Origin of the sequence: Phreatobacter sp., assembly GCF_027532945.1 — a bacterium.
GTDB lineage: Bacteria > Pseudomonadota > Alphaproteobacteria > Rhizobiales > Phreatobacteraceae > Phreatobacter.
Genome location: NZ_JAPZTZ010000010.1, coordinates 1 through 15,455 on the forward strand (window position 1 = coordinate 1; position 15,455 = coordinate 15,455).

Consider the following 15,455-nt stretch of genomic DNA (forward strand, 5'->3'; position numbering starts at 1 on the left):
GACGTTCCACCCGCGGCGGGATCAGACGCTACGCAACGTGAATAGCTACGCGTCTGCCCACGCCGCTCAACCCGCCCGACAGGGCCAAACCAACCGCCGGGACGAACTCAAGGCTGGATAGAAACTGGGGGCAACGTCACAGCCATTCCGTCGTTCTTGGTGATTGCCGCGATCTACCTGGCTCTGGGAAACCGACGTGCTCTGCGGTGGCCAACCCTAGATCGCCCGCAATGGCGACAGGTTGCGGTATTGGGCTTGAAATGGCTTGGCATCTGGCTTGCCGGAAGCGTGGCCGCCGCCTTTCTGGCGGGGCATTGGATCACCTATGCCCGTGGGGGGCCGCAGCTTGCAGCCTTTCTGCTGTTTGGTCCGCTCGGGGAGGAATTGCTGTTCAGAGGTTTGATCCTCGACCGCGCCCAGGCCGTGTGGCCCGTAGACCCGGGCATGGTGGTTCTTCTCTCAACGGTGACCTTCAGCCTGCATCACATCCAGCTTCATCCTGATCCATTTCATGGGATCGCTCTTGCCCAGCTGATATTCACCATTCCCATGGGAATTGTTTTTGCGCGTCTGCGCCTCATCACCGGTACGATCTGGGTGCCTCTGCTTCTTCATGTCGCGACGAATCTTCCCGCATCCTTTTGACCGGTTGGGTTCGATCAGCAGCGTCGACGGCGATCTGTTGGAACGCGGCCCTTTCAGCCTTGGTTTTGCTCGTCAGCCGATCTGAGGCTCACGACCGGATTGAATCTAACGGTGGGCGCATTGCCCATCGCGGCCGTGGCGGTTATGCCGGTCGGCCCAGGAGATTCCGATGACCTATTGTTGCGGCATCCTCGTGCGCGACGGCCTCGTGATGATCGCCGACACGCGCACCAATGCCGGCCTCGACAACATCTCGACCTTCCGCAAGCTGCACGTCTTCCAGAAGCCGGGCGAGCGGGTGATGATCCTCGCCTCGGCGGGCAATCTCTCCATCACCCAGTCGGTCATCGGCTTCCTGCAGGAGGGCGTGCTCAACCCGGAAACGGGCGAGAGCGAGTCGATCATGAACGCGCCGAGCATGTTCCAGGCGGCGCAGCGGGTCGGCCGTGCCATCCGCGAGGTGCGGCGCATCTACGGGCCGGGGCTCGAGGAGGACGGCGTCAAGTTCGAGGCCTCTTTCCTGTTCGGCGGCCAGATCAAGGGCCGGGCCCTCAGGCTGTTCATGGTCTATGCCGCTGGCAACTACATCGAGTGCACGGTGGACACGCCCTACCTGCAGATCGGCGAGCACAAATACGGCAAGCCGATCCTCGACCGCGCCATCAAGTTCGACACGCCGCTCAACGACGCGCTGAAGATCGGCCTCGTTTCGATGGATTCGACCATGCGCTCGAATCTCGGCGTGGGCATGCCCATCGACATCGCGGTGACGCCGCGGGGCGATGCGATCCTGCAGACGCATTACCGCATCGAGCCGGGCGAGCCCTATTTCCACGACCTGCGCGAGCGCTGGTCGGCGGCGCTGCGCAAAGCGCATATGGACATTCCGCCGCCGCCCTATTCGGGCTCCAACGTGGTGAAGTGAGCGGCCTCAGCGCGTCCGGTAGAGGCTGAACCAGTTCGGCGGCGTCAGGCCCCGGCAGGTCGGCATGACGTCGAGACGAACCGGCCTGAACCGTTCGCCGTCCCACTGCCATTCGGCGACCTCCCCGCAATCGCCGATCCCGCGGCCCTTGGCGTAATGGGCAACGCGACCCGTGGCGGCGTCGACGTCCGAAGTGGTCAGGATCGCGTGGTCATAGGGTTCGGGCCGCGCATCGGGCGACGGCTTCCTCGGCCTCGGGAAGGATGCAGGGCGAACCTGCGGCACCGCGCCCTCCCTGACCAGGAAATGCAGGTCGCTGGACTGGTAGGCGCCGCTCCAGCAGCGCACGGCCACGAGCAGAAGCCTTTCGGCGAGGCGGTGGGCTGCGATGGCGGGGTTGTCCTCTTCATCGCAGGTGTCGGCGGGTAGGGCGCGGAAGGCCGCAAGGACCGGCGCGCGCACCGCTTCCAGCCGGCGCGCGACATCCCTCTGGTTCGGCAAGCGGCGTTCGGCTGACGCCCGGGGCGGCTCGGTCGGCAGCGGCGGCCTCGCCCGGCCATCGCCCGGCCGGGCGAGAGCATCGCGCGATCCGATGCGTCCCTGCTGCTCGTCCATCCACAGGAGGGCCGCCATGGCGCCGTCGAGTGAGATCGGATCGGGCGGCTCTTGCTGGTTGCCGGCCGGATGAACCGTGACACTGAGGCTCTGGCCGCGCCGGATGTCGGCGATCAGGCGCTCGGCGAGGGCGCGGTCGGTGACGGTGATGGTCTCCTCGTCCTGGCTGGCGCTCTGTCCCACAGCGATTTCAGTGGCGGAAGCGCCATCGACGCTTGCCGAAAGGCGCAGGCCGGTCGTGCCGCCGGTGTCCCGGTCGAGGACGATGCTGATGACGGGCTGGGCATCGGCGGCCCCACCACGATCGATGCGCAGGGCGACGCCGATCATGGTGTCCTGCTTCGGCATGCCGAAGGTGCGGCACGTGCGGGTGTTGTCGCAGGCGACGATCCAGTCACGAAAGGTGCGGATCTCGCCGTAAGTCTCGGCGTTCGTCGTGCCCGAGCCGAGGAGGGCGAGGGCCATGATGGCGCAGAGGAGCGGCGCCTGCGGGCGGAAGCGATGACGGGAGGACATGCGCGTGATCCTGTCAGATGCGGTCGAGAAATGAAGGGCGGGTGGCGACAAGGGGCGTTAGCGGGTGCGGTAGATCGTCAGCCAGTTCGGCGGCAGGAGGCCTCGGCAGGCTGGCATGAACGACAGGTCCACCGGCCGGAAGGCGCGGCCGTCCCAGCGCCAGGAGCCCATTTCACCGCAATCGGCGAAGCCGCGGCCCTTGGCGACATGGGAGATTGTGCCTGTCGTGTCGTCGAGTTCGGAGTTCCAGAGGATATTGTCGGGCTGGGTTTCGCTGCGCATCCGGTCAGGTTCGGGGGCCGGTTCCCGCAGGCGAGCGAACGATGCCGGGCGAGCGGTCGGTCTGTCGCCTTCGGTGACGATGTAGAACGCCTGGGCCTCATTATAGGCGCCTGCGAGGCAGCGGAGCCCCACGAGCAACAGGCCGGGGGCGAGCCGGTCGGCCGAAAGGCTCTCGGCGGATTCCTCGGGGCTGGCGTCGCAACTCCCCGCCGGCAAGGCACGGTAGGCGTCGAGCACAGCCTGCAGCATGGGCTCGGGGAGTTCGGTGGGCGGCGGGCCGCCTTCCAGCTTCACGGGAGGCGGCGCGGCGGGAGGCGCCAGCGGCGGCGGCACGACCCGCGTCGACGCCGTGTCGGGGCGCACCAGGGCTGTTCGCGTGCCGATGCGCTTCTGCCGCTCGTCCATCCAGAGCAGTGCCGCGCTCGCCCCGTCGAGCGAGATGACGCCTGCCGGAACGGCAGCGCCGTCCTTCTGCATCAGCGTCAGCGACAGCTTGTCCGTGGTGCGCAGCGCGGCGAGCAGGCGGCGGCTCGCGGTCGCGTCCGTCACCTCGACATCGCCGTCGACCTCGGTCGCGTCGCGACCGGCGGTGATCTCGATGGCGGCGCCGGTGGCAGGCACGAGGCGCAGACGCGCGCCGGGGAGAAGGCTCACGTCCTGGCCGAGGATGATGGTGACGCGCGCTTCTTCGGCGGCTTCACCGCCGCGATCGATCCGCAGTGCCGCCTTGCCGGTATTCTCGATGGCCGGCAGGGCGAAGGCGCGGCAGCTGCGGGTGTTGTCGCATCCCACCATCCAGTCACGGAACGAGCGGATCTGCCCGCGCTCGGCCGCGTGCTCCTGCGCGACGACGGCCGTGGTGGCTAGGCCAAGGGTGGCGGCGAGCAGCAGGCGGGCGGCGGTATGGTGGACGGGCATGGCGGGCGATCCGTTGAGGCTCGCCGCCTTGTCCTCCTGCCGCGTTTCCGCTGCTTGCCGCCCGCAGGCCTATTCCGTCACCGTGATGCTGGCCGTCAGCGCCGCATTGGAATCGCCGCCGACGAAGATGTCGTAGGTGCCGGGTTCGACGACGTAGCGCCCGGCATCGTCGTGATAGCCGAGCGACTGGACCGGGATGCTGAAGCTGACGGTCTGCGTGCCGCCGGCGGCGACCGCTACCTTCTGGAAGAACTTCAGCTGCCGCACAGGCCGCGAGCGCTCGCCGACTCGCTGGCGCACATAGACCTGCACCACCTCCTGACCCGCCGGCCCCGCCGCATTGGTGAGGCGCACCGAGCCGGCCACGGTCCCCGAGCGGGGTACGGAGGCCGATGCCAGCGCCAGCTGATCGAAGCTGAAGCGGGAGAAGGACAGGCCGAAACCGAAGGGGAAGAGCGGCTCCATGCTCTCGTCGAGATAGCCGGTTTCGTAGCGGAAATTCTTGATGCGGGGCCGGCCGGTCGGCAGGCGATCGTAGTAGATCGGCACCTGGCCGGTGGCCCGCGGGAAGGTCATCGGCAACTTGCCGGACGGGTTGGTGCGGCCGGTGAGGACCTCGGCGATGGCCGTGCGGCCCTCGGTGCCGAGATGGAAGGCCTGGATGACGGCCGCCACACGATCGATGAAGCGCGTCAGCACGAAAGGCCGGGAGGTGTGCATGATCACCACAACCGGCTTGCCTGTGGCGATGACGGCGTCGAGCAGCGCCTGCTGGTGGGCGGGAAGGTCGAGATGGGCGCGCGACGTGCCCTCGCCATATTGCTCGCAATCCTCTCCGAGCATCACCACGGCAACGTCGGCGGCGCGCGCCGTGGCGACGGCGCCGGCCGTATCGCCAGCGGCGAGGCTGCAATGGGTGGCAAAGGCTGGTGCCGAGGTGACGCGAACCCGGCTTCCCAGGATGGCCGCGAGAGCGTCGGTGAGGCGCGGCGAGATCACCCGCGGCAGACCGGCATTCTCGGTGTACTGCCAGTCCGCCTGATGGGTGGCGAGGCTGCCGATGACCGCCACCGACCGCACCGAAGGCTTGAACGGGAGGATTCCGCGTTCGTTGCGCAATAGGATCACGGCCTCGCGGGCCACCTCCAGCGAGGCGGCGCGTGCCTCCGCGGTGCCGAGGTCGCGCCGGGCGAGGGCGGGGTCGTAGGGCGCCTCCTCGAAGAGGCCCATATGCATCTTGACCCGCAGGACCCGGCGCACGGAGTCGTTCACCGCGGCCTCGGGGATGGCGCCGTCCCGCACCAGACGGGCGAGGTGGGCGTCGTAAAGGCCGGCCATCATGTCCATGTCGATACCGGCGCCGAAGGCCCGCCGGACGGCATCCGATCCATCCGCCGCCTGGCCGTGGGCGATGAGTTCCTTCACCGATTCGAAATCGGAGACGACGAAGCCGCGGAAGCCGAGCTGGCCCTTGAGCAGGTCGGCGACGAGATGGCGGTCGGCCGTTGAGGCGATGCCGTTCATGGCGCTGAGCGAGGTCATGACGGTAAAGACGCCCGCCGCCAGCGAGGCCTGGAATGGCGGCATATGGTAGTCCCAGAGCTTCGAGACCGGGATCCAGACGCTGTTGTAGTCGCGCCCGCTCTCGGCCTCGCCATAGCCGATATAGTGCTTGGCCGAGGTGGCGAGGCCGCCACGGTGGTAGCCGATGGTGCGGACGGCGGCGAGGATCGAGGCGAGATGAACATCCTCGCCGGCACCCTCCATGACGCGGCCCCAACGGGCGTCGCGCGTCATGTCGATCATCGGCGCGAAGGTCCAGTTAATTCCAACGGCGCGGGCCTCGCGCGCCGACCAGTAGGAGGCGAGCTCGACGAGGCGGGGATTGAAGGTCGCGGCCTGGCCGAGCGGCTGCGGCATGTAGGTCGCAAAGCCGTTGATCGCATCGAGAGCGATGATCGGCGGGATGCGCAGGCGCGATCGGGCAGCGTGCTGTTGGACCGCAACGATCTCCGAAGGCGTGACGAAATTCATCACTGCTCCGGTGCGGCCCTGCTCGACCCATTCCATCCGGAACTCGTCGCCGCGGCCCCACAGGTTCAGCTGGCCGACCTTCTCCTCCAGCGTCATGCGGGCGATGAGGTCGTCGATGCGGCGCTCGATGGCGGCAGCTTCGTCACCGGTCTTCCAGGCGCGCGGAACCGGCGGGGCGGCGGGCACCGGAGGCGCCGGGGTCTGGGCGGAAGCCGGGGTAACGGCGAGGAGCAGGGCTGCGGCGAGGAGCCAACGGACGGCTATGGGCATCGGGCGGTTCTGGCTCCCGGGACTGGTCGGCGCTACCTAGCCGGCCCCAGACCCGTTCCGCAACGGGCCTTTCCGCATCGGAGGCCGGGCGCGGCGCTCCGCCGCGCGCGGACAAGTAGGGCTCCGGCGGCGGGCCTTCCCTCCGCCGCCGCCGTGCGGCTAGAAGGAGCCATGCCCAGCGTTCCATCCCGCCTTCCCATGCAGACCTTCGACGCCAATGGCGTCGAGATCGCCTATTTCGACACCGGTGCCGGCGAGCCCGTGCTCTGCATCCACGGCTTTGCTTCCACCGCGCACATCAACTGGACCTATCCGGGCTGGGTCGAGACCCTGACCAAAGCCGGTCGCCGCGTCATCGCGCTCGACAATCGCGGGCACGGCGCCTCGCAAAAGCTCTATGACCCCGCCGCCTATCACACGACGCTGATGGCCGAGGATGCCCGTGCTCTGCTCGACCATCTCGGCATCGCCCGGACTGTCGTGCTCGGCTATTCCATGGGCTCGCGCATCACGGCGTTCCTCACCCAGCGCCACCCCGACCGCGTCTCGGCGGCCATCATGGGCGGCCTCGGCATCAAGCTGATCGACGGCGTCGGCCTGCCGGAGACCATCGCCGAGGCGCTGGAGGCGCCGACGCTGGAGGAGGTCACCGATCCGCAGGGCCGGATGTTCCGCGCCTTCGCCATGCAGACCCAGTCCGACCGCAAGGCGCTCGCGGCCTGCATCCGCGGCTCGCGCAACCTGATGACCGCTGAGGAGGCTGCCTCCATCCGCTGCCCGGTGCTCATCGCCGTCGGCACCAAGGACGCCATTGCCGGCCCGCCGGAGCCGCTCGCCGCGATCATCCCAAAGGGGGAGGCGCTTTCCATCCCCGATCGCGATCATATGCCGGCGGTCGGCGACAAGGTCTTCAAGGCCGGGGCGCTGGACTTCCTCGCCCGCATCGGCGCCTGAGCCCCTCGCGCTCCCCACGGACCCGCACCGCATGTCTCTGCAGCCCCGCCACGCGTCCTTCCTCGGCCATGGCGGGAACCGCCTCGCGGCGGATCTTTACGGCCAGGGCCCGCGCGTGGCGCTGCTGCTCCATGGCGGCGGCCAGACGCGCCACGCCTGGCGCGCCACGGCCCGCAAGCTCGCCGAACGTGGTTTCACCGCCATCTGCGTCGACCAGCGCGGCCATGGCGACAGCGAATGGGTGGCGGGCGGCCATTACGGCTTCGCCGATTTCGGCCGCGACGCCGTCGCGCTCGGCCGGCAGGTGGAGGAGCGCTTCGGCGCCAGGGCAACTGCCATCGGTGCCTCGCTCGGCGGCATCGCCTCGCTCCACGCGCTGGGCCAGGCGCCCTGTTTCTCCTCGCTCGTCCTCGTCGACATCGTTCCGCGCATGGAGGAGCAGGGGGTGCGGCATGTCCAGGGCTTCATGCGCGCCCATGCGCGCACCGGCTTTGCCACGATCGAGGAGGCGGCGGAATCGGTCGCGGCCTATCTGCCGCATCGCCGGCGGCCGCCTTCGGTCGAGGGCCTGAAGAAGAACCTCCGGCTCAAGCCCGACGGGCGCTGGTACTGGCACTGGGATCCCGCCTTCCTCGATGGCGGCCGACCCGTGGACGGTGAGCGCGCCACCATCGTCCAGCGGCTCGAGGACGATGCCCGAGGCCTGACCGTACCGACGCTGCTGGTGCGCGGGGCGTCCTCCGACATCGTGTCGCCTGCAAGCGTCGAGGCCTTCCTTGCCCTCGTGCCCCATGCCCGTTTCGTCGACGTCGGCGGGGCCGGTCACATGGTCGCCGGCGACAAGAACGACGTCTTCGCCGAGGCGATCCTCGACTTCCTCGGCTGAGGCCGGGCTTCCCGTTCCGATTCAACTGCGCGCGAAAACGTGAGTCGCATCAGCGATCTGCACCCCCGCGCTCATGCTGCGATTCCGATTCAAAAGCCGGCTCCTCATCTTCAGATTCAGATTCGGCCGCATGGCCCAAGGCGGTGACCTGCTGCGGGCCGGTGCCTGCCGTGTCGCGGAAGCACTGGAAACAATACGGTCGGCGCGGCGGAGCGGCGGCGCAGCCTTGGCGGGGTATCGAGACGCCATACCAAGGAGACGCCACATGGCCCGCACCCCTCGCATCGCCGCCGCCTTTGTCCTCGCCACGGGCGTCCTCGGCGCCTTCGCCGCGCAGGCCCAGCAGGGCGTGCCGCCCTCCGTGCAGCAGGAGATCGACCGCGCGCTGTCGCGGGTCCCGGAGGCGCATCGGCCGGCCATGCCGGGGCGCCCCGCCGCTGGCCAGCCCCAGGCCGGCACGCCGGACGTCGACAGCTTCATCCGCTCGGCCGGCGCCAACGCCTCGCGGCGTGTGTCGATCGGCTTCGAGAACAAGACGCCCTACAAGGCTCTGGTCATCCAGTTTGCACCGGTGGGGTCTGGCGCCTGGGGCGAGAACCGCCTGCGGCGCGAGACGCTCAATCCGCGTGCCATCATGTCTTGGCCGATCAACAGCAGCGAGTGCCGCTTCGACGTGCGCATCACTTTCGCTCTGGGCAACGAGTTCGTGCGCCTCGACCACGACTTCTGTGCCCAGGACAGGATCGAGGTCACCAGTCCGGAGCCGAGCGCTGCGCCCCTGCCGGCCCGCTCGGGCGTTGCCCTGTTCCGGGTCGTCAATCGCTCCAACGAGAAGATCGCTGTGCTGCGCGTCACGCCGGTCGGGGCTGCTCGCCCGCAGCCGGACCTCCTCGGCATCTGGATGATGGAGCACGGCGACACCTATACGGGCCGTGTCGCTCGCGGCGGCAACTGCCTCTATGACGTGCGCGTCGGCTTCGATCCCGAGGACACGCAGTCCGTGACGCTGGCTCGCCAGAACCTGTGCGAGACGCCGGAGGTGGTGGTGCCGGCCCGCCGCGCCGCGGGCGGCTGAGGCCTCGCTCCCTCCACAACGTGACGCCAGCCGGCTTTGACTTCGGGCCCCGACGCATGGCACACGGCCCCATCAGCCCGAATGGAGGTCACGCCGTGGACCGTACCGAGATCACCAAGCTTCAGGACTATCTGCGCCGCAAATTCGGCACCCAGAACATCAAGCTGCAGCCGAACATGCGCCGCAAGGAGATGGTCGAGGTTCTGATCGGCGACGAGCAGGTTGGCACGCTCTATAAGGACGTGGACGAGGGCGAGACCTCCTACACGGTCACCATCTCCATCCTCGACATCGACCTCGAGGAGGAGTGAGGCGGCCCGGCCGGTTAACCTTTCCTTAAGGAATCCGCCGCCACCTCTTAACAGAATCCTAACGACGCGATACCGATTGGCACGAGGGCGGTCGGTCCTCGCGTCAGGTCGGGTTCCGCGTCATGTCCCAGGGCAGCCTGCAGCTTTTCCACTCGCTCGCGCTCGGTTTCGCGATCTCGGGCCTCCTCGTCAGCGTCTATCGGGCGCTTGCCGACAAGCCTGCGAGCTTCCGGCTCCTGCAGGGAGGCGGTGTCGCCGCGGTCCTGGCGGTGCCCTTCCTCGCGTTCGCCGCACCGGTCATCATCGTCCGCAACACGATCCGCGGCCGCCGTATCGAAAACCGCCGGTTCGAGTTCGTCTTCCTCGCGACGTTCATCGCGCTCATCTGGAGCCTGATGTCAGGCCGCGTCCTGACCATGGTCCTGCACGGTCTCGGCTTCTGACGGCGCGACTGCCCGTCCTTCGCCCCCCTTCTCAATCCCGGGCACCGCGTGCCATAGCTCCGGTCAACGACAACGACCGGAGGATGCCATGCCGCTCTATGCCCTGGACGGGATCGAACCCAGCCTTCCGGCGGATGGCCGTTTCTTCGTCGCCCCCGACGCCCATGTCATCGGCAAGGTGCGGATCGCCGCCGATGTCGGCATCTGGTTCGGCGCGGTGATCCGCGGCGATAACGAACTCATCGACATCGGCGAGGGCACGAATATCCAGGAAATGTGCATGCTGCACACCGATCCGGGCGCGCCCATGACCATCGGCGCGGGCTGCACCATCGGCCACAAGGTGATCCTGCATGGCTGCACCATCGGCACCAACACGCTGATCGGCATGGGCGCGACCATCCTCAACCACGCCCGGATCGGCAACAACTGCCTCGTCGGCGCCAATTCGTTGGTTACGGAGGGCAAGGAGTTTCCCGACAATTCGCTGATCGTCGGATCGCCGGCCCGCGCCGTGCGCACCCTCGACGACCAGGCCATTGCGCGGCTGAAGCTGTCGGCGGCGAGCTATGTGAAGAACGCCCAGCGCTTCAAGGCCGGCCTGAAGCCGATCGGCTGAGGCGCGCCATGGCCGCTACCGTCGACTTCTTCTACGAATTCGCCTCGACCTATTCCTATCCCGCGGCGATGCGGATCGAGGAGGTTGCAACCCGCGCCGGCGTGACCGTGCGCTGGCGGCCGTTCCTGCTCGGACCGATCTTCGCCGCTGCGGGCTGGACGACCTCGCCCTTTGACCTGATGCCCGCCAAGGGTCGCAACATGTGGCGCGACCTCGAACGCACCAGCGAGAGGCTCGGGCTACCGTTCAGAAAACCGGATCCGTTCCCGCAGAACAGCCTCACCGCCGCCCGCATCGCCACCGCGCTTCCCGATGACGGCAAGCGGGCGGCCTTCTCGCGGGCCCTCTACACGCTGGAATTCGGCCAAGGCCTGTCGATCAGCGACCCCGAGGTGCTGGGCAAGGCTCTGGAGACGGCAGGGATCCCGGCGGCGCCGGCCATCGCCATGGCGGGCGGCGAACAGGTGAAGCTGGCGCTCCGGGCAACGACGGAAGAGGCCATGGCCAAGGACGTCTTCGGCGCACCGAGCTTCATCACCTCGGACGGCGAGCTGTTCTGGGGCAATGACCGTCTCGATCAGGCGGTCGAATGGGCCGCGCATAACGGCTGACCCTCACCCGCACCACCCTGGAGAAAAAGGTGACGGCCGGCCCTCATTCTGAGGTGCCGGCCGTCTGTTCGCGAACCCGGTCTTGGGGACGGGGAGGGGTGGGACGTGACCGAGGACGCGAAACTCTAAGAACGGGGTTGCGGATCAGCGGGTGGCGACGGAGGCCGGCGCGGAGCCGGGGCCGACGGTCACCCACAGGTTGGGGTCGACAGAGGACTGGCGCTTGACGAAGCGGTAGCCCGTCTGGTGCCAGAGGCGGATGTCACTGGTCTCGTTGTCGAGGACATAGTCGCCGCGGTCGGTGCGCACGGTGAGGACGGCGTGGCCGTCGCCCTGGCGGTCGCGAACGACCGTCACCAGCAGCGCGCTCTCGGGAAGGCCGGCCTCGACCAGCAGCTTCTTCTTGAGCAGGACATAATCCTCGCAATCGCCGCGGCCGGAGGTCGGGTAGGTCCAGACCTCCTCGCGACCGTACTGGTCGATGTCGGTGACCGGCTCGATGGCGATGTTCACATGGGCATTGATGCGGATGATGGTTGCCCAGGCCGTGCCGCCGGTGCGGACCACTTCGATCGCGCGCGGCCGGGTCCGGCATTCGGTCGGCAGGTCGCGGCAGAACTGGCGCCAGCCGAGCGGCGCGCTGGTCGTGCCCTGTTCGCTCAGATAGGCGAGGCGCTCGGGGCTGGCGGTCGCCTGGCCGCTCATCCCCGTCGCCGTCACCAGCGCCAGGGCGAGGCAGGCTGCGACCCCTGAACCTGCGCCCCGTCGCCGGGTGTCCGATCCCCACATGACGTGTCCCTCCGTCGTTGGGCAGACAGTGGCAGGCCGGATTTGCGGCGCGCTGAAATGAAAAGCCGAAATCCGCGGGATCGGGGTGAGGGTTCGTTCAGGCTAACAGGGCGTGGATTCACGTTTCGTGTTTCGCAGGGTGATTCCGGTCGCGCCTGCAAGTCGTTGATAAACAGCCGGATTGCCGGGTTGGCGACCGAGCCTTTGGGCTTGTGGCCCCATACGGGACGCCGCGAGGGCACGCGATCCCTTAACGGCCCGGGGCGGCGACGCGGACGGACGTTTACGCCGGCTTCAGCACGTTGGCAGGTGCGCTTCCGCAACGGCAAAGGAACGGTGCGGGCTGACCCTGCGGGAGCGATGTGGACGCCGGGTTTGGAGGCGGTTCGCGGGTGCCAGTACGCGCGCGGCAGTCAGGTGGGTCAATTGACGACACGCCGGCCCGGCGAAACCGGCGCGGCTGTCTCAGATCCAGATCGGACGTGAACCCGCCTTACCGCGGAATGGCCACCGGTTCGGCGCTGGGGCTGAGATCGGCGCCGAGCTCCTGGGCGAGCGCCATGATGGTCTCGATCGGCTGCTGGCCGGAGAATTCCACGGCCACGCCGCGCTCCAGCAGGCGCACGACCCGCGCCATGGTCCGCGAGATCTGGACGATGTCACCGGGCTTGAGGCCGTCCGCACCGCCGATGGCCGCGCCCGACATGGAAATGTCGAGGACGCGAACCGGCACTTTCTCGCCGAGCGGTGTGGTGATGGTGGTGAAGGGGTTGCGCGGGATGACGCGTTCGTGCCGGCGATCCTCGGGCAGGCCGAGGATCTGGCGGTTGGCGAGCCAGGTGAGCTGGTCGGCGAGCTTGTCGCGTTTGCGCAGCGACGCCTCGATGGTCATCGAGAAGCCGGTCTCGGTGACGCGGACGATCATGCCCTCGATGCGGCCGACATGGTCGAGATAGGCGATGACCCGCTCGCCGAGGCGCCCGACCACGGGCGCGACGATGGCGGCGCCACCGGGCGACATGTCTATGACCTGGCAGGGGAATTCACGCCGGTCCGAGAGCATGAAGCGGCCGAGCACGTCCACCCGCACGCGCTGAAAGCGACGGTTCTCTTCCGACGATGGTGCGGATAGGACTTTCGCGAGCGCTGACATGATCGGCGGGGTTCGAGGACGAGCCTGCCGGAGAGTATCGGCGGAGCGTTAACGCAGTGTTGCAACGCAAAGTTTTAGGACGCAACGCCACCCTGGATGAGACGCAGGGCAGGCTTCGCGGCAAAGGCGTGGGAGCGCGGCTGGATCGTCGCGTCGGCGGCGAGCGTCGTTGCGCCCCGGGCGGTCGGCCAGAGCAGCGACACGGCGCCGATCTCGAGCCGCGTCAGGCCGTCCCGGCCGACCCACCAGGGGAGGTCGGTGCCCGCGATGGTGCCGATCATGCGGGCGCCGAGGCGGCCGCGATGGACGAGCGGCAGGAGCGTCATCTCGAGATCGACGTTGCGGCCGGCGGAGCTGGTGCCGGTGACGGCGAGGCTGAGCCCGGCCTGGGCGGCGAGCGCGTCGGACAGGCCGCGAAGGAAGGCCTCGCGACCTGTGCCGGTGAAGTGCTCGGTGAAGCCCTCGCCCTTCATCTCGCGGGCGAAGAGGCTGCAGATGCGCGAACCGGCGAGGCGATAGGGCAGGGTGCCCGTCAGGTCCCCTTCGAGGACGAAGGTGTCGCCGAGGATCGAGCCGATCGCGCGCGGGTCGATGTCGGAACGCTCCGGTGCCGGGCGTCCGCCACGCAGCGAATCCCAGTAGGCGAAAAGCGTGGTCCCCGCGGCGTGGGTCATGATGGGCCTCTCCTGTGCCGTTCCGGGACGGATCGGATCCGTCGCGGCGTTCTCGGGGCAGGGGTCGCAGAGGCCGTGCCAGCGGCGATGGGAAGGGCAGGGTTAACGATCGGTGAAGCGGGTAAGGTTAACCAAGCGTTTGCGTTGCAGCCGTCGGCGGGGCGTGGTTCGGTCGGGGCGTTCCACGATTTCGGAAGGCGGGCGCTGACTCCCCCGCTGACCGCGACACTTTCAGGCTTCTCCTGGGGACATGAGGAGATGGAGACGTGACCATCGGGGCCGGTTCGCCGGTCCCCACGCTCCTGCCGGGGGAGGCCGAAAGGTCTCCCCCTCTTTTTTTGCCCGGTGCAACGGCAGGCCGCGCTCTCGACTCCGGGCCCGCGGAGGCTCTAGTGAGACCTCCCGCATCTTCCGGCATCCTCGTCCTTGTCCCAGCGCGAACCGATCCTCAACGTTCCCGGCATCGTCTCGCTGCTCTGCGGCGTCATGATCGTCATTCACGCGGTCCGGCAGTACATCCTCGACGAGGATGCCGATCGCGAGCTGTTGCTGACCTTCGCGTTCATCCCTGCCCGGTTCGAGGGCTCGATTGCCGGCACTTTCTTCCCCGGCGGCGTGGCGGGGGATGCGTGGACCTTCGTCACCTATGCCTTCCTGCATGCCGACTGGACCCATCTCGGCCTCAACGTCCTGTGGTTCCTGGTCTTCGGGTCTGCTGTGGCGCGCCGCTTCGGCCCGGGACGGACGCTGTTGTTCTTCATCGCCACGGCCGCGGCTGGCGCGCTTGGCCATCTGGCGGCTGTCGGCACGGCCTTCGTGCCGGTGATCGGCGCCTCCGGGGCCGTCTCCGGCTTCACGGCCGCGGCGCTGCGCTTCGTCTTCGAGATGGGCGGCCCGCTCGGAGCCATGCGGGCGAACGGCGAGGAGGCCTACCGGATGCCGGCGCTGCGGCTCGTCGACATGGCCCGAAACGGCCCGGTCATGGGCATGGTGGTGGTTTGGGTCATCGTCAATGTCGCCTTCGGCGCGATGAGCCTGCCCATGCCCGGCTTCGAGGGGCAGATCGCGTGGCAGGCGCATCTGGCGGGCTTTGCGGCGGGACTGCTGCTGTTCCGCTTCTTCGACCCTGTCCGCGACGAGGTCTCACCGGCCTGAACCGTGCCTCTCGCTATTGTGCGGCGCACTCCTGCCGTCTTGTCTTGCCGCCTGTGCCATCGGATGATCGCCCTCCGGGTGACCGGGACATGACAGGCGGGGCGTCCCGCAGGGGCGCGCCCCTCCGCAACCGGAGGCGCAGATGAACGTCAAGAGCATTCTCGACGCCAAGGGCCGCGCGGTGGCGACCATCGCCCCCGGCGCCACGCTGGCGGACGCCGCCCATCTCCTCGCATCGAAGCGCATCGGCGCCGTCGTGGTGACCGGGCCCGGTGATACGGTCGCGGGCATCCTCTCGGAGCGAGACATCGTTCGTGGCCTGTCGGAGCGGGGCGCGGCGGTGCTGGACCTTACGGTGGGCGAGACCATGACGCGCAACGTCGTCACCTGTTCGGAAAGCGAGACGCTCGACCGGCTGATGGAGATCATGACCGAGGGCAAATTCCGCCACCTGCCGGTGACGGAGAGCGGCCGTCTCGTCGGCATCATGTCCATCGGTGACGTGGTGAAGTGGCGGCTCGCGCAGATCGAGAGCGAGCACGCGGCCCTGAAGGAGTACGTGATGAACGCCTGACCTTCG

Annotated in this window: 17 protein-coding genes; 11 read left to right on the forward strand and 6 right to left on the reverse strand. The window is 68.2% G+C overall.

What is annotated here, in order from left to right:
* The first annotated feature begins 249 nt into the window (after nucleotides 1-249).
* Together O9344_RS07925 and O9344_RS07930 are read left to right on the forward strand one after the other, a co-directional pair.
* Nucleotides 250-645 carry a CPBP family intramembrane glutamic endopeptidase gene (locus O9344_RS07925; RefSeq protein WP_298474960.1) on the forward strand — a complete coding sequence of 132 codons (396 nt, stop codon included), beginning with the start codon at nucleotides 250-252 and terminating at the stop codon, nucleotides 643-645.
* Nucleotides 646-814: 169 nt separating this feature from the next.
* Nucleotides 815-1,570, forward strand: a complete 756-nt coding sequence (locus O9344_RS07930; RefSeq protein ID WP_298474961.1) for a proteasome-type protease — start codon at nucleotides 815-817, stop codon at nucleotides 1,568-1,570.
* 6 nt (nucleotides 1,571-1,576) lie between these two features.
* Here O9344_RS07930 and O9344_RS07935 read toward each other — a convergent pair whose 3' ends face one another.
* The 3 genes from O9344_RS07935 to O9344_RS07945 all read right to left on the reverse strand — a co-directional run bounded on the left by O9344_RS07935 (nucleotide 1,577) and on the right by O9344_RS07945 (nucleotide 6,205).
* On the reverse strand, nucleotides 1,577-2,701 hold the full coding sequence (locus O9344_RS07935; RefSeq protein WP_298474962.1) for a DUF1176 domain-containing protein: 1,125 nt from the start codon (nucleotides 2,699-2,701) through the stop codon (nucleotides 1,577-1,579).
* A 57-nt stretch (nucleotides 2,702-2,758) separates the two neighbouring features.
* Nucleotides 2,759-3,901: a DUF1176 domain-containing protein gene (locus O9344_RS07940; RefSeq protein ID WP_298474963.1), complete on the reverse strand. Its 1,143-nt coding sequence runs from the start codon at nucleotides 3,899-3,901 to the stop codon at nucleotides 2,759-2,761.
* Nucleotides 3,902-3,970: 69 nt separating this feature from the next.
* On the reverse strand, nucleotides 3,971-6,205 hold the full coding sequence (locus O9344_RS07945) for a glycoside hydrolase family 3 N-terminal domain-containing protein (protein WP_298474964.1): 2,235 nt from the start codon (nucleotides 6,203-6,205) through the stop codon (nucleotides 3,971-3,973).
* A 198-nt stretch (nucleotides 6,206-6,403) separates the two neighbouring features.
* On the opposite strand from O9344_RS07945, the gene O9344_RS07950 reads away from it, so the two are divergent.
* The 7 genes from O9344_RS07950 (at nucleotide 6,404) to O9344_RS07980 (ending at nucleotide 11,104) form a co-directional block, all read left to right on the forward strand.
* Nucleotides 6,404-7,159, forward strand: coding sequence for an alpha/beta hydrolase (locus O9344_RS07950; protein ID WP_298475169.1), 756 nt, complete (start codon nucleotides 6,404-6,406; stop codon nucleotides 7,157-7,159).
* A gap of 31 nt (nucleotides 7,160-7,190) precedes the next feature.
* Nucleotides 7,191-8,045 carry an alpha/beta hydrolase gene (locus tag O9344_RS07955; RefSeq protein WP_298474965.1) on the forward strand — a complete coding sequence of 285 codons (855 nt, stop codon included), beginning with the start codon at nucleotides 7,191-7,193 and terminating at the stop codon, nucleotides 8,043-8,045.
* Nucleotides 8,046-8,310: 265 nt separating this feature from the next.
* Entirely contained in the window at nucleotides 8,311-9,120 is an 810-nt protein-coding gene (locus O9344_RS07960; protein WP_298474966.1) for a hypothetical protein, read from the forward strand.
* A gap of 95 nt (nucleotides 9,121-9,215) precedes the next feature.
* Entirely contained in the window at nucleotides 9,216-9,431 is a 216-nt protein-coding gene (locus O9344_RS07965; protein ID WP_298474967.1) for a DUF3126 family protein, read from the forward strand.
* Nucleotides 9,432-9,553: 122 nt separating this feature from the next.
* Nucleotides 9,554-9,874 (forward strand): hypothetical protein, encoded by a 321-nt coding sequence (locus O9344_RS07970; RefSeq protein WP_298474969.1) that lies wholly within the window; start codon nucleotides 9,554-9,556, stop codon nucleotides 9,872-9,874.
* An 88-nt stretch (nucleotides 9,875-9,962) separates the two neighbouring features.
* Nucleotides 9,963-10,493 (forward strand): gamma carbonic anhydrase family protein, encoded by a 531-nt coding sequence (locus tag O9344_RS07975; protein ID WP_298474971.1) that lies wholly within the window; start codon nucleotides 9,963-9,965, stop codon nucleotides 10,491-10,493.
* An 8-nt stretch (nucleotides 10,494-10,501) separates the two neighbouring features.
* A complete protein-coding gene (locus tag O9344_RS07980) occupies nucleotides 10,502-11,104 on the forward strand; it encodes a 2-hydroxychromene-2-carboxylate isomerase (protein WP_298474972.1) in 603 nt (200 codons plus the stop codon).
* 144 nt (nucleotides 11,105-11,248) lie between these two features.
* On the opposite strand, the gene O9344_RS07985 is transcribed toward O9344_RS07980, so the two are convergent.
* The 3 genes from O9344_RS07985 to O9344_RS07995 form a co-directional block, all read right to left on the reverse strand.
* A complete protein-coding gene (locus O9344_RS07985) occupies nucleotides 11,249-11,809 on the reverse strand; it encodes a transglutaminase-like cysteine peptidase (protein ID WP_298475171.1) in 561 nt (186 codons plus the stop codon).
* A 577-nt stretch (nucleotides 11,810-12,386) separates the two neighbouring features.
* The gene (locus O9344_RS07990; protein WP_298474974.1) at nucleotides 12,387-13,046 is read right to left on the reverse strand and encodes a PilZ domain-containing protein; all 660 of its coding nucleotides are present in this window, start codon (nucleotides 13,044-13,046) and stop codon (nucleotides 12,387-12,389) included.
* A 74-nt stretch (nucleotides 13,047-13,120) separates the two neighbouring features.
* Nucleotides 13,121-13,720 carry a PAS domain-containing protein gene (locus O9344_RS07995; RefSeq protein ID WP_298474975.1) on the reverse strand — a complete coding sequence of 200 codons (600 nt, stop codon included), beginning with the start codon at nucleotides 13,718-13,720 and terminating at the stop codon, nucleotides 13,121-13,123.
* 426 nt (nucleotides 13,721-14,146) lie between these two features.
* On the opposite strand from O9344_RS07995, the gene O9344_RS08000 reads away from it, so the two are divergent.
* Nucleotides 14,147-14,875 carry a rhomboid family intramembrane serine protease gene (locus O9344_RS08000; protein ID WP_298474977.1) on the forward strand — a complete coding sequence of 243 codons (729 nt, stop codon included), beginning with the start codon at nucleotides 14,147-14,149 and terminating at the stop codon, nucleotides 14,873-14,875.
* A 142-nt stretch (nucleotides 14,876-15,017) separates the two neighbouring features.
* Complete coding sequence (locus O9344_RS08005; protein ID WP_298474979.1) at nucleotides 15,018-15,449, forward strand: CBS domain-containing protein; 432 nt, start codon at nucleotides 15,018-15,020, stop codon at nucleotides 15,447-15,449.
* Nucleotides 15,450-15,455 lie beyond the last annotated feature (6 nt).

Excerpts from the sequence above, each read along its gene's own strand:
- O9344_RS07935 (WP_298474962.1), bottom strand. The coding sequence starts at position 2,701 with ATGTCCTCCCGTCATCGCTTCCGCCCGCAGGCGCCGCTCCTCTGCGCC.
- O9344_RS07945 (WP_298474964.1), bottom strand. The coding sequence starts at position 6,205 with ATGCCCATAGCCGTCCGTTGGCTCCTCGCCGCAGCCCTGCTCCTCGCC.
- O9344_RS07930 (WP_298474961.1), top strand. The coding sequence starts at position 815 with ATGACCTATTGTTGCGGCATCCTCGTGCGCGACGGCCTCGTGATGATC.
- O9344_RS07995 (WP_298474975.1), bottom strand. The coding sequence starts at position 13,720 with ATGACCCACGCCGCGGGGACCACGCTTTTCGCCTACTGGGATTCGCTG.
- O9344_RS07960 (WP_298474966.1), top strand. The coding sequence starts at position 8,311 with ATGGCCCGCACCCCTCGCATCGCCGCCGCCTTTGTCCTCGCCACGGGC.
- O9344_RS08005 (WP_298474979.1), top strand. The coding sequence starts at position 15,018 with ATGAACGTCAAGAGCATTCTCGACGCCAAGGGCCGCGCGGTGGCGACC.
- O9344_RS07975 (WP_298474971.1), top strand. The coding sequence starts at position 9,963 with ATGCCGCTCTATGCCCTGGACGGGATCGAACCCAGCCTTCCGGCGGAT.
- O9344_RS07990 (WP_298474974.1), bottom strand. The coding sequence starts at position 13,046 with ATGTCAGCGCTCGCGAAAGTCCTATCCGCACCATCGTCGGAAGAGAAC.
- O9344_RS07980 (WP_298474972.1), top strand. The coding sequence starts at position 10,502 with ATGGCCGCTACCGTCGACTTCTTCTACGAATTCGCCTCGACCTATTCC.
- O9344_RS07970 (WP_298474969.1), top strand. The coding sequence starts at position 9,554 with ATGTCCCAGGGCAGCCTGCAGCTTTTCCACTCGCTCGCGCTCGGTTTC.
- O9344_RS07985 (WP_298475171.1), bottom strand. The coding sequence starts at position 11,809 with ATGAGCGGCCAGGCGACCGCCAGCCCCGAGCGCCTCGCCTATCTGAGC.
- O9344_RS07940 (WP_298474963.1), bottom strand. The coding sequence starts at position 3,901 with ATGCCCGTCCACCATACCGCCGCCCGCCTGCTGCTCGCCGCCACCCTT.
- O9344_RS07955 (WP_298474965.1), top strand. The coding sequence starts at position 7,191 with ATGTCTCTGCAGCCCCGCCACGCGTCCTTCCTCGGCCATGGCGGGAAC.
- O9344_RS07950 (WP_298475169.1), top strand. The coding sequence starts at position 6,404 with ATGCAGACCTTCGACGCCAATGGCGTCGAGATCGCCTATTTCGACACC.